The following is a 14776-nucleotide window of genomic DNA, read 5'->3' as shown; positions in this document are numbered from 1 at the left end:
ATGCTGCATCTGCATATTGAGCCAGTTCTGCCCCTCCCTGGCCTGAAAAAACGCCACTCAAAAAGGCATATCTGATCTATGTCATGGCGCGGCCCGGTCCCGAGCCCCGAAACTACGGGCTATTCATCATCCAGGAGACCCGGGAATGCATCTGACCACGCGCACGAGCCTCGCTATGAAGACCCTGATGTTTTGTGCCGTGAACCCCGGCCGGATTGTCCGGCGGACCGAGATCGCCCAGGCCTGCAATGCCTCGGAGAACCATCTCGCCCAGGTCATTTATCTGCTGGCGCAACAGGGGTTCCTGAAGACCATTCGGGGGCGGTCGGGCGGGCTGACCCTGGCGCGCCCGCCCGAAGAGGTGACGGTCGGCGAAGTGTTTCGCAAATTCGAACGCGTTCTGGCCTTCAGCGATTGCATCGGTCCGCAAAAGGGCGACTGCCCGCTGGCCGGAACCTGCCGATTGACCTGTGTGCTCAACGCGGCTCTGGATGCGTTTTATGCAAAGCTCGATGCCACGCGGCTCAGTGATCTTGTGGATGGCAATGACGCCCTCGCCCGCCAGTTGCGCGTCGCCTGAAGCAAAACGGCGCAGGGGGCTTCGCTCAGCCCGCTTTCGCGACCACGCCGATATCGCGCAGCGCCTGATCCAGCGCCAGATTGCGGCCGCTGTCGGAATTGCGCGTCTCTTTGCAGATCGCATCAAACCGTTTGCGCAGGGCCTTTTTCTCATCGCCCTTGCAATCATTCCAGGGCCGCCCCTGCAGGCCCATCACGATGACATAATAGCCGATGAAATGCGGTTTGCTGCCTGACAGCAGCAGGCGGCGATAGCCTTCATCCGCCCCAAGCGCGCGCAATTCGCTGGCGCTGTGGATCCCGGCGCGCGCGAAAGCGGCCTCGGTCGCCGGCCCAAGATTTGGAATCGACGAGACGGCGTCCCCGCCAGCGCCCCGCTCAGGGCCGCCCCGTTCAGGACCGGAGCATTCAGGACTGGACTGTTCAGGCTCTGGCTGTGTCATGGCGCAAGTTTCGCAGCCCCGACGGCGAGCCGCAAGCCCCGCCTCTGATCCAGGCCAGGGCCAAAACCGCCCTGCCCGAAAAGGACGCCCGAGATGCACGCGCAGGCACTACCCTTGCGAAACGCAAAAGGGCCGGCCCCCCGGGGCCGACCCTGTTCTCTGTTCCGGCGTTCCGACCAAAGGTCATCCCACCGATCAGCCGGATGGGGTCAGATCGAGGCCCAGTCCGTGAATATCGTTTTCCCGCCCTGCTGCTGCGGGCTGCTGCCCTGCTGCTGCTGCTGTTGCTGCTGGGGTGCGGGGGATTGGCTTCCACCCTGCTGAGGTTGTTGTTTCGTCGCCATTTTACTGCTCCACGAGGTACAAAGCAGCGAGGCTGCTCTGAACCCTCATTTGCGCTTTCGCGAAACACTATACAAGTGGGTGATTCGGCACCAATCCCCCGTGAATGTTCACATGTGCGGCATTCGCCACAGTCAGTGCCACTCAGACGGGCAAAATGAGGAAAATACGCACGGCTGGCGTCCCGTTAACGGCGCCAGCCGCGTCAGGCCCGGCTCAGGCAAGCATCGTCGCCGGAAAGCCTGCCTCGTCCAGCGCCGCCATCGCCGCACCGGCATCTGCGCCCTCAACCTTCACCTCGCGCAGGGTCAGATCGACCTCGACGCTTTGCGCAATCGGCTTCAGCGCCGCCTCCACCGAGGCTTTGCAATGGCCGCAATTCATATTGGGAACCGAAAGTCTGATCATGGGGATCTCCTGTCTTTCACGGTGATATGCGCCTTCCCGCAGGGGTAAGGTCAAGCCCCGGAATGGCGCAAACCAGCCATGCAAAAGCCGCATGACATTTTCCTGGCCAGGGGCCTTGACCTTCCCGTGACGGGAAGCCTCATATGTCTTGCCCGAAAGGGATTATTCCATGACCAGTACTCTGACACCCCCGCGCCATTCCGAAGCCGACGCGACCAGCCTCGCCCGCCTGCAGCTGGAGGGCATGACCTGCGCCTCCTGTACCGGCCGGGTCGAGCGCGCGCTGAAAGCCGTGCCTGGCGTCGAAGAGGCCAGCGCCAATTTCGCCACCGGCGAGGCGCAGGTGCGCTATCACGCCCCGGCCGATCCGGAGGCCCTTGCAGCCAGCGTCGCGAAAATCGGCTATCCGGTCAAACCCGTGACGGTCGAGCTCTCGGTCGAGGGCATGACCTGCGCCTCCTGCACCGGCCGGGTGGAGCGGGTGCTGAAGGCGCAGCCGGGCGTGATCTCGGCCACGGCAAATCTGGCGACACGGCGCGCGACGGTCGAGCTTTGGCAGGCAACCGACCCGGCCGCCCTTGCGCGCGCAGTCACGAAATCGGGCTATAAAGCGGTTCCGCTGGAAACGGCGGCCCCGGCGGATCCGGGACGGGACGAACGGATCCTCTGGCGCGATACGCTGATTGCGGTGGGGCTCACCCTGCCCGTCTTTGTGACCGAGATGGGCGGCCATATGGTTCCGTCCTTCCATCACTGGCTGCATATGACCTTTGGCACGACCTGGATCTGGCTGATGCAATTCGTGCTGGCGAGCCTTGTGCTGGCCTTCCCCGGCAGGCGGTTTTTCGTCAAAGGCATCCCGGCGCTGTTGCGGGCGGCCCCCGATATGAACAGCCTCGTGGCGCTTGGCACGCTGGCGGCCTGGTCCTATTCGGTGCTGGTTCTGGCCCTGCCCGGGCTGTTTCCCGAAAGCGCCCGCGCCGTCTATTTCGAAGCCGCCGCCGTGATCGTGGCGCTGATCCTTGCCGGGCGCGCGATGGAGGCGCGGGCGCGTGGTCGTGCCGGTGCCGCGATTGCCGGCCTGATCGGCCTGCAGCCCAAAACCGCGCGGCTTGAAGATGGGACCGATATTGCGGTCGCGGATCTCACCCCCGGGATGCGGGTTGCACTGCGCGCCGGGGAACGGGTGCCGGTCGACGGGCGGGTGATCTCGGGCATGTCTGCGGTGGATGAAAGCATGCTCACCGGCGAGCCGCTTCCGGTGGCCAAAACGGCTGACGACCGCGTGACCGGCGGCACCGTCAACGGCAATGGTGCGCTGGTGATCGAGGTCTCAGCGGTGGGGGCAGATACGGTGCTGGCCCGCATCACCGCCATGGTCGAGGAAGCCCAGGGATCGAAACTGCCGGTCGAGGCGCTGATCGACCGTGTGACCATGTGGTTCGTGCCGGCGGTGCTCGCGGTGGCTGCGGTGACGGTTGGTCTTTGGCTTGCGCTGACCGGCGATGTGGCCCGGGCTTTGGTGGCGGGGGTCTCGGTCCTGATCATCGCCTGCCCCTGTGCGATGGGCCTCGCAACCCCGGTTTCGATCCTGGTCGGCACGGGCCGCGCGGCACAGATGGGCGTGTTGTTCCGGCGTGGCGAGGCGCTGCAACGGCTTGCCGATCAAAGCCGGATCAGCTTTGACAAGACCGGCACGCTGACCGAAGGCCGCCCGCGTGTGGTCGGGATCGAGGGCGACGCGACCCTCCTGCCCCTCGCGGCGGCGGTCGAGCGCGGCTCGGAACATCCGCTGGCAAATGCGATCCTCGCCGCCGCCGCGGGTGCCATCCCGGACGCGCGCGACTTCGCCACCCGCCCCGGCTACGGTGCCGAGGCGCTTGTCGGGCAAAGCCGCATCGCCGTCGGTGCCGCACGGATGTTCGACCATATTCCCGAGGCGCTGACGGCCAGTGCCGATGCGGCCGCCGCACGCGGCGAAAGCCTTGTCTTTGTCGCAAAAGACGGCGAGGTGACCGCTCTGATCCGGGTGGCGGATCAGCTGAAACCCAGCTCGGCCCGCGCCATTGCGGCGCTGAAAGAGATGGGCGTGACGCCGGCGATGATCTCGGGCGATACCGAAGCGGCCGCGCGCCATGTCGCCGCCCGGCTCGGCATCGAAGAGGTCCATGCCGGCGTGTTGCCGGAAGGCAAGCAAGAGATCGTCAGCCGGATCGGTGGCGCTTTTGTCGGCGATGGCATCAATGACGCGCCGGCGCTGGCGGCAGCCGGGGTCGGGATCTCGATGGGATCGGGCAGCGATGTGGCGATCGAGGCGGGCGATGTCGTGCTGATGCGGGGCGATCCGCTGGCGGTGGCCTCGGCGCTCCGGCTCAGCCGCGCGGTGATGAAAAATATCCGCGAGAACCTGATCTGGGCGTTCGGCTATAATACCGCGCTGATCCCGGTGGCGGCGGGGGTGCTGGTGCCCTTCGGCGGCCCGCAGCTTTCGCCCATGCTGGCGGCGGGGGCAATGGCTCTGTCGTCGGTCTTTGTTTTGACCAATGCGCTGCGGCTGCGCTTTGTGAGGGCTGTGCAATGAACATCAAAGATGTGGCCGCACGTGCCGGCCTGCCCGCAAAAACCATCCGCTATTACGAGGAAATCGGCCTGATCCGCCCCTTGCGCGCCGCCAATGGCTATCGCGCGTTTCGCGAAAGCGACCTGCACAAGCTCGCCTTTTTGGGCCGCGCCCGCTCGCTTGGCTTCACCATCGAGGAATGCCGGGCGCTGATGGCGCTGTATGAGGATCAGTCGCGGGCCAGCGCCGATGTAAAAGCGCTGGCGCAAAGCCATCTCGCGCAGATCGCGGCGAAAATCGAAGAGCTGAAGGCGATGCAGGCAACGCTTACAGACCTTGTCAGCGCCTGCGCCGGGGATCACCGGCCCGATTGCCCGATCCTCGCGGGCCTCGCCTCAGACAGGTCATCCGGCAAAGACTGCTGTGCCTGAGCAAAAAAGGCGCGCCCCTGAACCAGAGGCGCGCTCAAATTCCTGAGCAGGAATTTGTGCCGAAATCTTAATTAAGATTTCGGCTCCTGTTCCACCGGCGGCTCAGCCGACCAGTTCAAGACCCGAGAAGAAGAAGGCGATCTCACGGGCAGCCGATTCCGGGCTGTCCGAGCCGTGAACCGAGTTCTCGCCTTTCGACAGCGCGAATTCCTTGCGGATGGTGCCGTCAGCCGCAGCGGCCGGATCGGTTGCGCCCATCACTTCGCGGTTTTTCGCAATCGCGCCTTCGCCTTCCAGCACCTGCAGAACCACCGGCTCCGAGATCATGAAAGAGACGAGTTCGCCATAGAAGGGGCGCTCACGGTGCTCGCCGTAGAATTCGCCAGCCTGGGCGGCGGTCAGCTGCACGCGTTTCGACGCGACGACGCGCAGGCCGGCCTCTTCGAATTTCGCGACGATCTTGCCGGTGAGGTTGCGTTTGGTGGCATCGGGTTTGATGATCGAGAAGGTGCGCTCAAGGGCCATGGGGCTCTCCAAATTCTGGGGGGCCATAGATGCGGCCCGTGTGTGGGCGCGCTGCTAGCATGGGAATGTATCAAAGGAAAGTGGCGCTCGCGCTCCACCAAAGCGCACCAGGAGATTTTCCAGAAACGTCGCCCCCCGTCGCGGACATCTGCGCTCTGGCCCGGATCGCCCCGCAGCCGCATCTGGTTCTCCGGCGGCGGCGCAAGATCAGGCAAGAACCTCGCCAGGAGCGCCTGTTTCACCGCATGACAGGCCCGGATCCGTTGGTTGGCGAGATGCGCCGCCCGCGCCGCCGCCATGGCAGCAAAACTGACATCCGGCTCCGCCTCCCGGGTCATGCCCCGGTCAGCTGCCTGGCGCGCGGTGATCCTTTCGGCACAAAGCGCCGCTGCCATCGCAGGGGCAAACCCGATCTGACCCGGCAGCCAAGGGGTGCCGCTGGCAAGGGCGCGTCGATGGTCCGGCGCAGGAGCGGCATATAGGCCTCATTGAGAACGATCCCGAAATCCGCCGCCGCAATGTCCTTGGTATCGGGCAGATCCGGACCGGAACAAAGCGCGCGGCCCTCGCCGGTCAGTACGATGACACGCGCCCCCTGCGCCGCATCTTCGATGAAAGTCATCACCCAGGGTCGGTTCAGCATGAGTGTCACTCGCCGCTTTAGCAGCTGCTGCGACCGGTCGAAGGAGCACCTTTGCGGCCATCTGCGAGGCACGCAAGCCGAAGTCAGGGCCAGGCAAAAAGCGAGCGGGACGCCGCGTCAGTCCTTCAGAATCTCGGCCAGACGCGCCTCTTCTTCGGCGCTCAGCGGCACTGGCGGACCGGGCGGCGCAGCCTGGCGCTGGCGGCGTGACAGCCAGATCCCGCCCGCCGCAGCCAGCAGCGCCACCGGCCCCGAGAGCCATAAAACCCAGTTCCAGCCCGAGGCGCGCGGCTTGAACAGCACGAATTCGCCGTAGCGCTCCACCACGAAGTCGATGACCTCATCATTGCTGTCGCCCGCCAGCAGCCTTTCACGGATGATCAGCCGCAGATCCCGGCTGATCGGCGCCGTGGAATCGTCAATGGTCTCGCCCTGGCAGACCGGGCAGCGGATCTCGCGGCTGATCATGCGGGCCCGGGTTTCAAGGCCCGGATCCTGCAGGATCTCATCGGGCTGTACTGCCAGAACCGGCCCCGCCAGGAGCATCAGCACCGCGATGAAAAACGCCCTAAGCCTCATTCCGCTGGCACCTTTGCGGCTTTGGGCGCAGCCTTTGCCCCGCTCGCGGCCACCCGGTAACGCCGGTCGGTCAGGCTGATCAGACCGCCAAATGCCATCATCAGGCAGCCGCCCCAAAGCCAGTTGGCAAAGGGCTCGATATAGGCGCGGACCGCCCAGCCGCCGCCCTCCTGCGGGTCGCCGATCACCAGGTAGATGTCGCGCAACCAGCCATAATCAATCCCGGCCTCGGTCGTTGGCATCCCCTGCACCGGATAGGCCCGTTTTTCCGGGTAAAGCACCACAACCCGCGCGCCGCCCCGCGTCACCACCATCTCGGCCATGGTCGAGATGTAATTCGGGCCGCGCACCTCGCGCACATCGGCCAGCTGCACATCATACGGGCCAAGGCGGAAGCTCTCGCCTTCTTTGACGACACTGATTTCCTCGACCTTCCAGGCCAGCAGGGCTGAGACGGCGAAAACCGTGACCCCCATTCCGGCATGGGCCATGACCTTGCCCCATTCCGAACGCGGCAGCCGCAGCAGGCGGCCAAGCCGGTCACCGCCGCGCCCGCTGCGCCCCCAAAGATCGGTCAGCGCACCAAAGACCACCCAGGAGCCCAGCATCACGCCCAAAGGCCCGAGCGCCGAGCGCCCGGTCTGCACCGCCCAGACGAGCCCCAGCACCGCCAGCGCCAGCATCAGAAGCGGGAGACGCGCCCGAAACCGCGCGGGGATCTGTTTCCAGACAGTGGCCAGCCCTGCGCCCGCCCCCACCAGCGCCACAGCCGCGATCATCCCCTGGCCCGCCAGCAGGGCAAGCGAGAGCACCGCGACCCCGGTCGCCGCCAGCGCCGCCGGCCCAAGGTCGGCCATGACCCGGCCGGAATCGCCTCGCTTCCAGGCCAGTATGGCGCCAAAGGGCAGGATCAGCGCCAGTGCCACAAAGAACGGCGTGAAAGCAGCATTGAAAAAGGGCTCGCCCACCGACATCACGCGGCCGAGCACCAGTTCGGCAAATAGCGGCCACATGGTGCCGACAAAGACCACGAAAGCCGCCACCGCGAGCAGGATGTTATTCGCCACCAGCGCGCTTTCGCGCGAGACGAGGCCAAAGACGCCCTTCGCCTCCATCGTGCCGGCGCGCAAGGCGAACAAGACCAGGCCGCCGCCGGTGAAAAAGCCAAGGATCGCAAGGATGAACACGCCGCGCTCGGGGTCCGAGGCAAAACTGTGCACACTGGTGATCACGCCGGAGCGCACGATGAAGGTGCCGATCAGCGAAAACCCGAAGGCGAGGATCGCGAGAAGAATGGTCCAGGCTTTCAGGCTTTCGCGCTTTTCGACCACAATGGCGGAATGCAACAGCGCGGCGGCGAGGAGCCAGGGCATGAAACTGGCATTCTCGACCGGATCCCAGAACCAGAACCCGCCCCAGCCCAGCTCGTAATAGGCCCACCAGGACCCAAGCGCGATGCCGATGGTCAGGAAAATCCAGGCGGCCAGCGTCCAGGGCCGGACCCAGCGTGCCCAGGCCGCATCGACCCTGCCCCCGATCAGCGCCGCAATGGCAAAGCTGAAAGACATCGAAAGCCCGACATAGCCGAGATAGAGAAACGGCGGATGGAAGGCGAGGCCGGGATCCTGCAATAACGGGTTCAGATCGCGCCCGTCCATCGGCGCCTCGACCATCCTGAGAAACGGGTTCGAGGTCAGGATCATAAAGGCAAGAAACGCCACCCCGATCGAGCCCTGGACCCCGATAACGCGGGCGCGGAGCCGCTCGGGCAGGCCAGCACCGAACCAGGCCGCCGAGGCCCCGAACAGCGCGAGGATCAGCGTCCACAAAAGCAGCGAGCCCTCATGATTCCCCCAGGTGCCCGAGACCTTGTAAAGCATCGGTTTCAGCGAATGCGAATTCGACACCACCAGCGCCACCGAGAAATCCGAGGTGACAAAGGCATGGACCAGTACCGCAAAGGCAAAGCCGACCAGCGCGAATTGCACCACCGCCGCAGGCCCGGCCAGCGCCATGAGCATATGATTGCCCCGATGCGCCCCCCAAAGCGGCAGAATGGTCTGTATCAGCGCCACCATCAGCGCCAGGATCAGGGCAAAATGCCCCAGCTCGATCAACATCTGGCTGTCTCCCTATCGGCGGGCATCCTAACCGTCCCGGTGCATGGCTCCAATACCCGGTCGCATCACCTTCCTGCGCTTATCGGTCGCGCCCCGGCTGGAATGAGGCCGCAGGAGGTGCCAGGATAGCGCAAACTCACCGGAGGCCACATGACCCGCATCATTCTTATCGGAGCCCCGGTCGATTCGGGCCAGCGCCGGCCAGGCTGCCTGATGGGCCCCCCGGCTTACCGTGTGGCGGGGCTCGCGCGCGCGATTGCCTCGGAGGGCCATGAGGTCGAAGATCGCGGCGATGTCACGGCGACGCCCTTGGCGGCGGTGCCCTGCGCCAATCCTGCCGTGGATCAGATGACCGAAACCGTCGGCTGGACCATGGCGCTGAAGGTGGCCGTGGAGGATGCGCTGAAGGATGGCGGCCTTCCGGTGATCATGGGGGGCGATCATTCCCTGGCGCTTGGCTCGGTCGCCGGAGCGGCCGCCTGGGCCGCAGCGGAAGCGCGACCGCTCTTCCTCCTCTGGCTGGATGCGCATTCGGATTTCCACACGCCCCTGACCACAACCAGCGGCAATCTGCATGGCACACCGCTGGCCTATATCAACGGGCGCGATGGCTTTGATGGCTTCCCGCCCTTCCCCGCACCGGTGCCTGCCGAGCGGATCTGCATGTTCGGCATCCGCTCGGTCGATCAGGCGGAACAGGCGGCGATGCAGGAACGCGCCATTCAGATCAACGATATGCGGGTGATTGACGAGCGCGGCATCGTGGCGCCCCTGCGGGAATTCCTCGACCATGTGCGCGCAGTCAAGGGGATGCTGCATGTCAGCCTCGATGTCGACTTCCTCGACCCCGCCATCGCGCCGGCTGTCGGCACGACCGTGCCCGGCGGCACCACCTTCCGCGAGGCGCATCTGGTGATGGAGCTGTTGCATGAATCGGCGCTGGTGACCTCGCTCGATCTGGTGGAACTGAACCCTTTCCTCGATGATCGCGGCATGACCACGCGGCTGATGGTAGATCTGGTCGGCTCGCTGATGGGCAGGAAAGTGTTCGACAGACCCACACGCACCACCTGACTTACGCCGGAAAGGGGGCGCTGCCCCCGTCCTCGCTTCGCGAGGACGCCCCCGGGATATTTAGAGACAGAAAATGAAACAGCATATTTTCTGTCCTTAAATATCCCCGCCGGAGGCTTCCCCGGCCAGGGGTCAGAGATCCCGGTAGGAATGGTCGCGCCCCTGGGGGTCGGTTACGGTCCAGCTGCCATCCCCATGGTCTTGCAGATAGCCAGGGCCAACCGGAACCTTTCCAAAGCCGCCGGGGATATCCAGCACATAGGTCGGCAGCGCTGTGCCAGAGATTCGTCCGCGCAACGCGGCCATGATCTCCTGACCCTCTTGCAGGCTCAGACGGAAATGGCCGGTTCCTTTTGCGAGATCGGGGTGATGCAGGTAATAGGGCTTCACCCGGTTGCGGATCAAAGCGCGGAAGAGCTGTTCCAGCGTGTCGGGATCGGCATTGATCCCCTTCAGGAGCACCGTCTGTGACAGGAGCGGCACGCCCGCCCGGGTCAGCCGTGCGAGTGCCGCGCTGGCGGCAGGGGTAATTTCGTCGGCATGGTTCGTATGCAGCACCAGCCAGACCACCGGGCGGATCTGCATCGCCCGCGTCAGGTCGTCGGTGATCTTCTCCGGTGCCACGACCGGGATGCGGGTATGGAACCGGATCACCTCGACACTTGGGATCTCTGCCAGCCGCGCCAGCATATCCTTCAGGCGCCGTGCGGACAGGGTCAGCGGGTCGCCGCCGGTCAGGATCACCTCCCAGATCTGCGGATGGTCGCGCAGATAGTCGAGCACGCGGACGAATTCCGCTTCCTCCAGCTGACCGTTTTCCCCCACCGCCTCGCGTCGGAAGCAAAAGCGGCAATAGACCTCGCAGATCTGGGTCGTGTGCAGGATCACCCGGTCGGGGTAACGATGCGTCAGGCCGGGCACCGGGCGATGCGCGTCATCCCCGATCGGGTCGATCAGCTCTTCCGGGAGGATGGTCAGCTCGCGCGGATCAGGGAGAAATTGCGCCCGGACAGCCTCAGATCCGATCTGCCGCATCCCGGGGCTCAGCCGCACCCGGAATTCCGCCGCGACCTGTTCGAGCTCAGCCCGTTGGGCCCCGGGGCTCAGACCCTCGCGGATCAGCCCGTCAACAGTGGTCAGCGCGCCCTGAGCCTGCGCCTTGCCGGGGTGAGACTGGTCATTCATGGCGCGGGCAATAGCCTCACCCGCGCCTCCCGGCAAGCGCGGGCTTTACTGCAGCCGCAGTTCCGCCGTCACCTTGCGCCATTCCGCCGGCCCGATCTGCCGGCGATGGGTGAAGCGCACCGAATGCAGCGGCCCCTCGATATTCGTCTGCCAGTATTCGATGAAGCGAAACAGCTCCGGGTAATCCGGCGCCAGATCATAGGTCTGCCAGATGAACGTGTTGAGCACCGACCGGTAATCCGGCATCCGGTAGAAAATCTCGGCCGTGGTGAGCCCGTAGCCTTTCAGCATGAGGCTGGTTTCGCTTTCCAGCCCCTGACCGGCCCGCCCGTCGCCAATCCGCCTGTCGCCTTCTTTCATTTCCTCTGCCTCCGTTCGTCCTCCCGTTCAGGAAAGCATGACAGAGATGAATATAAGGTCAATAAAATCAATGATCTGTCACTCACCTTGCCCCTGTGATGACAACAGAGATGGCAGGAGACCTCCCCGTCCATTGCACCGACCATTGCTCCCACCATTGCACCCAATGGCTGGTATGGTGTAACTTCTGCCCAACTAAATGCGGGCCAGGGGACATGTCCCCGAAAGGCCCGGCCGTGACAAAGAAGGCGTACCGTGTCAGACACTCCGGAAGATATTGAAAACGCAGGTGAAACTCCTGAGAAGCCGGTCTATCACGGCCCGCAGGTCGATATCACCCAGGAGATGCGGACCGCCTATCTCGACTATGCGATGTCGGTCATTGTCAGCCGCGCGATCCCCGATCTGCGCGACGGGCTGAAGCCGGTTCACCGCCGCGTGCTGTTTGCCATGCACGAAAGCAACAACACCCATGACAAGGCCTATCGCAAATCGGCCCGTCCGGTCGGCGATACGATGGGGAAATACCACCCGCATGGCGACAGCTCGATCTACGACGCGCTGGTGCGGATGGCGCAGCCCTTTAGCATGTCGCTGAAACTCCTTGATGGACAAGGGAATTTCGGCTCGATGGATGGCGATCCGCCGGCGGCGATGCGCTATACCGAAGTGCGGATGGACAAGCCCGCCGCCTTTCTGCTGGCCGATATCGACAAGGATACGGTCGACTTCCAGGACAATTACGACGGCAAGGACCGCGAGCCGACGGTGCTGCCGGCCCGCTACCCCAACATGCTGGTCAACGGCACCGAAGGCATCGCGGTCGGCATGGCGACGCGGATCCCGCCGCACAATCTCGGCGAGGTGATCGACGCCACGCTGGCGATGATAGAAAACCCGGATATCTCCATGGAATCGCTCATGGAAATGCTTCCGGCGCCCGATTTTCCGACCGGGGGTCTGATCCTTGGGCGTTCGGGCGCGCGCAAGGCCTATCTTGAAGGGCGCGGCTCGGTGATCATCCGGGCGAAGACCCATGTCGAAGAGCTGCGCAAGGACCGCTGGGCGATCATCGTCGATGAGATCCCCTATCAGGTCAACAAGGCCTCGATGATCGAGAAGATCGCCGAAGCGGTGCGCGACAAGCGGATCGAGGGGATTTCCTCTATCGCCGACGAGTCGGACCGGGTCGGCGTGCGGGTGGTGATCGAGCTGAAACGCGATGCCACGCCGGATGTGGTGCTGAACCAGCTCTGGCGGTTCTCGCCGATGCAGGTGCATTTCGGCTGCAATATGCTGGCCCTGGTGGGTGGCAAGCCCGAGACCCTGACGCTTCGGGATTTCCTGAGCCATTTCCTTGTCTTCCGTGAAGAAGTTGTTGCACGCCGCACCGCTTTCGAGCTGCGGAAAGCGCGCGAACGCAGCCATATCCTTTGCGGTCTCGCGGTCGCGGTGTCGAATGTCGATGAGGTTGTAGCGACGATCCGCTCCTCTGCTGACCCGGCCGAGGCGCGCGAGCGGCTGATGACCCGCAACTGGCCCGCGCATGATATCGCGCCCTATATCCGGCTGATCGACGATCCCGGCCATAAGATGAACGAGGATGGGACCTATAATCTCTCGGAGGCCCAGTCCCGCGCAATCCTTGAGCTGCGCCTGCAGCGTCTGACCGCGCTCGGCGTCAAGGAAGTCACCGACGAGCTGGAAGAACTTGCCGGTAAGATCAAGGATTTCCTCGATATTCTCTCGTCTCGTGATCGGATCATGGGGATCATTTCCGATGAATTGACCGAGGTGCGCTCGCTCTTTGCCGTGCCGCGCCGCACCCAGATCGCCGATTGGGAAGGCGATATGGATGATGAGGATCTGATCGAGCGCGAGGATATGGTCGTGACCATCACCTCGGGCGGCTATATCAAGCGCACGCCGCTGGCCGAGTTCCGCCAACAGAACCGGGGCGGCAAGGGTCTGTCTTCGATGCAGACCAAGGAAGACGATGTCGTCACGACGCTTTTCGTAGCGAATACGCATACCTGGCTCTTGTTCTTCACAACCTCCGGCATGGTCTACAAGCTCAAGACCTGGCGGCTTCCGGTGGCGGGCCGCAATGCCAAAGGCAAGGCACTGGTCAATATCCTGCCGATCGAACCCGGCGTCTCCATCGCCGCGCTGATGCCGGTCGATGTGCCGGAAGACGAGTGGGACAAGCTGCAAATTGTCTTCGCGACCTCGGATGGCGATGTGCGGCAGAATGATCTGTCGGACTTCACCAATGTGATGCGCAATGGCAAGATCGCGATGAAACTGCCTGAAAACGTTACACTTGTGAACGCAGCCATCGCCGATGAGAATGATGATGTCATGCTGGTGACGGCTTCGGGCCGCGCCATCCGTTTCTCGACGCAAGAGATCCGCGTCTTCAAATCGCGCGGCTCGACCGGCGTGCGCGGCATCCGCCTGAATGGCGAGGATAAGGTCGTCTCGATGTCGATCATCCGCCATTTCGAGGCAGATCCGGCCGAACGCGCCGCCTATCTGAAGCAGCGCCGCCTTGTCGCGGGTGTGACCGAAGAGATCGAGGCGGATGACGAGGAAGAGGCCGCAGCGGGCCAGCTTTCGCCCGAGCGTTATGCTGAAATGTCGGCGGCCGAGGATCTGATTCTCACCATCACAGCGCGCGGTCTCGGCAAGCTCTCGTCCAGCCATGACTACCCGGTGCGCGGACGTGGCGGCCAGGGCGTGACCGCCTTCGCCAAATCCATGCCCGGCGGGCCGCTGGTGGCCTCCTTCCCCGTCGATCTCTCCGATCAGATCATGCTCGCGACCTCGTCCGGCCAGTCGATCCGGGTGCCGGTGGACCAGATTTCTTTCCGCTCGCGGTCGGCTGGTGGCGTGAAGGTGCTGAACACCGGCGGCGAAGAAGAGGTGGTTTCGGTCGCCCGCATCGCCGAGCAGGAGGGTGTCGAGGCACCGGACATGACGGTTCCCGATACGCCATCCTCCGATACGCCGGCCCCTGACGTGCCGCCCGGGACCGATCCGGAATGATGTGACGGCCCGCCCCTTTGGCGGGCCGTTTCATTTTAACCTGATGGTAAATTTTCGCTGTTCCACTCGATCCGGGCAGATGGCCCGAGGGAGGAAGCGGTGCATCTCTACCATTGCCTGATCGAGCTGCGGCCAGAGGCGCGGGCCCTGGCATTCGCGGCTGCCGTTGCCGCCTGGATGGATCATCTGCGCGGCAAGGGCCTGGTGAGCGACTGGCGGCTCCTGCGTCGAAAACTGGGGCTGGCCTCGGGGCAGCATACCGATTTCCTGCTGGAGATTGAGCTGCCTGGCCTTGCCGGCCTCGACACGGCTTTCGCCGGTCTCGCCGCCACCGATGACGAGGCGCTGCGCCGTTACGACCAGATGCATGGCATGATCGCCCATGCAGATGTCGGCCTCTACCGGCCCTGGCCCGATCCTGCGCAACGCGAACGTATCGCCCTGATCTGAGGAGTTGAACTGTCGCCCTGGCAGGGCTA

General features: G+C 64.1%; 15 protein-coding genes and 1 pseudogene. 6 read left to right on the top strand and 10 right to left on the bottom strand.

Annotated elements, in window-relative coordinates; genetic code table 11:
• The first annotated feature begins 145 nt into the window (after nucleotides 1-145).
• Entirely contained in the window at nucleotides 146-580 is a 435-nt protein-coding gene (locus tag JC607_RS10270) for an Rrf2 family transcriptional regulator (protein ID WP_198836832.1), read from the top strand.
• A 25-nt stretch (nucleotides 581-605) separates the two neighbouring features.
• Here the strand turns inward: JC607_RS10270 and JC607_RS10265 are convergent, their stop codons facing one another.
• The 3 genes from JC607_RS10265 to JC607_RS10260 form a co-directional block, all read right to left on the bottom strand.
• On the bottom strand, nucleotides 606-1022 hold the full coding sequence (locus JC607_RS10265) for a TfoX/Sxy family protein (protein ID WP_198836831.1): 417 nt from the start codon (nucleotides 1020-1022) through the stop codon (nucleotides 606-608).
• Between the two features lie 209 nt (nucleotides 1023-1231).
• The gene (locus tag JC607_RS25795; protein ID WP_255532453.1) at nucleotides 1232-1366 is read right to left on the bottom strand and encodes a hypothetical protein; all 135 of its coding nucleotides are present in this window, start codon (nucleotides 1364-1366) and stop codon (nucleotides 1232-1234) included.
• Between the two features lie 214 nt (nucleotides 1367-1580).
• The gene (locus tag JC607_RS10260) at nucleotides 1581-1772 is read right to left on the bottom strand and encodes a heavy-metal-associated domain-containing protein (protein WP_233092842.1); all 192 of its coding nucleotides are present in this window, start codon (nucleotides 1770-1772) and stop codon (nucleotides 1581-1583) included.
• A gap of 169 nt (nucleotides 1773-1941) precedes the next feature.
• Here JC607_RS10260 and JC607_RS10255 point away from each other — a divergent pair, with 169 nt between their 5' ends.
• Nucleotides 1942-4353, top strand: coding sequence for a copper-translocating P-type ATPase (locus tag JC607_RS10255; protein ID WP_233092841.1), 2412 nt, complete (start codon nucleotides 1942-1944; stop codon nucleotides 4351-4353).
• Entirely contained in the window at nucleotides 4350-4763 is a 414-nt protein-coding gene (cueR, locus tag JC607_RS10250) for a Cu(I)-responsive transcriptional regulator (protein WP_198836830.1), read from the top strand. The genes JC607_RS10255 and cueR overlap by 4 nt, the downstream gene beginning before the upstream one ends.
• Nucleotides 4764-4865: 102 nt before the next feature.
• On the opposite strand, the gene ndk is transcribed toward cueR, so the two are convergent.
• The 5 genes and pseudogenes from ndk to JC607_RS10225 form a co-directional block, all read right to left on the bottom strand.
• A complete protein-coding gene (gene ndk / locus JC607_RS10245; protein WP_112309394.1) occupies nucleotides 4866-5288 on the bottom strand; it encodes a nucleoside-diphosphate kinase in 423 nt (140 codons plus the stop codon).
• 182 nt (nucleotides 5289-5470) lie between these two features.
• A pseudogene (locus JC607_RS26005) lies at nucleotides 5471-5683 on the bottom strand (2-(1,2-epoxy-1,2-dihydrophenyl)acetyl-CoA isomerase); the annotation flags it as partial.
• Entirely contained in the window at nucleotides 5623-5931 is a 309-nt protein-coding gene (locus tag JC607_RS10235) for a hypothetical protein (RefSeq protein WP_198836829.1), read from the bottom strand. The gene JC607_RS10235 and the pseudogene JC607_RS26005, both read right to left, overlap by 61 nt.
• A 117-nt stretch (nucleotides 5932-6048) precedes the next feature.
• Nucleotides 6049-6510, bottom strand: coding sequence for a cytochrome c-type biogenesis protein (locus JC607_RS10230; protein ID WP_198836828.1), 462 nt, complete (start codon nucleotides 6508-6510; stop codon nucleotides 6049-6051).
• On the bottom strand, nucleotides 6507-8630 hold the full coding sequence (locus JC607_RS10225) for a heme lyase CcmF/NrfE family subunit (RefSeq protein WP_198836827.1): 2124 nt from the start codon (nucleotides 8628-8630) through the stop codon (nucleotides 6507-6509). Before JC607_RS10225 ends, JC607_RS10230 begins: the two co-directional genes overlap by 4 nt.
• 150 nt (nucleotides 8631-8780) lie before the next feature.
• Here JC607_RS10225 and rocF point away from each other — a divergent pair, with 150 nt between their 5' ends.
• Nucleotides 8781-9704, top strand: a complete 924-nt coding sequence (rocF, locus tag JC607_RS10220; RefSeq protein WP_198836826.1) for an arginase — start codon at nucleotides 8781-8783, stop codon at nucleotides 9702-9704.
• Nucleotides 9705-9836: 132 nt separating this feature from the next.
• Here the strand turns inward: rocF and JC607_RS10215 are convergent, their stop codons facing one another.
• Complete coding sequence (locus tag JC607_RS10215; RefSeq protein ID WP_198836825.1) at nucleotides 9837-10889, bottom strand: lysine-2,3-aminomutase-like protein; 1053 nt, start codon at nucleotides 10887-10889, stop codon at nucleotides 9837-9839.
• A 45-nt stretch (nucleotides 10890-10934) separates the two neighbouring features.
• The gene (locus JC607_RS10210; RefSeq protein WP_198836824.1) at nucleotides 10935-11249 is read right to left on the bottom strand and encodes an usg protein; all 315 of its coding nucleotides are present in this window, start codon (nucleotides 11247-11249) and stop codon (nucleotides 10935-10937) included.
• 255 nt (nucleotides 11250-11504) lie between these two features.
• Between JC607_RS10210 and gyrA the strand changes: the two genes are divergently transcribed.
• A complete protein-coding gene (gyrA, locus tag JC607_RS10205) occupies nucleotides 11505-14297 on the top strand; it encodes a DNA gyrase subunit A (protein ID WP_198836823.1) in 2793 nt (930 codons plus the stop codon).
• A gap of 99 nt (nucleotides 14298-14396) precedes the next feature.
• Nucleotides 14397-14747, top strand: coding sequence for a DUF6614 family protein (locus tag JC607_RS10200; RefSeq protein ID WP_198836822.1), 351 nt, complete (start codon nucleotides 14397-14399; stop codon nucleotides 14745-14747).
• The last annotated feature ends 29 nt before the right edge of the window (nucleotides 14748-14776 follow it).

This window comes from Paracoccus sp. IB05 (assembly GCF_016405985.1).
Classification (GTDB): domain Bacteria; phylum Pseudomonadota; class Alphaproteobacteria; order Rhodobacterales; family Rhodobacteraceae; genus Pseudogemmobacter.
Note: the sequence above shows the minus strand (reverse complement) of the source record. Positions and strands in the feature narration are given on the sequence as shown.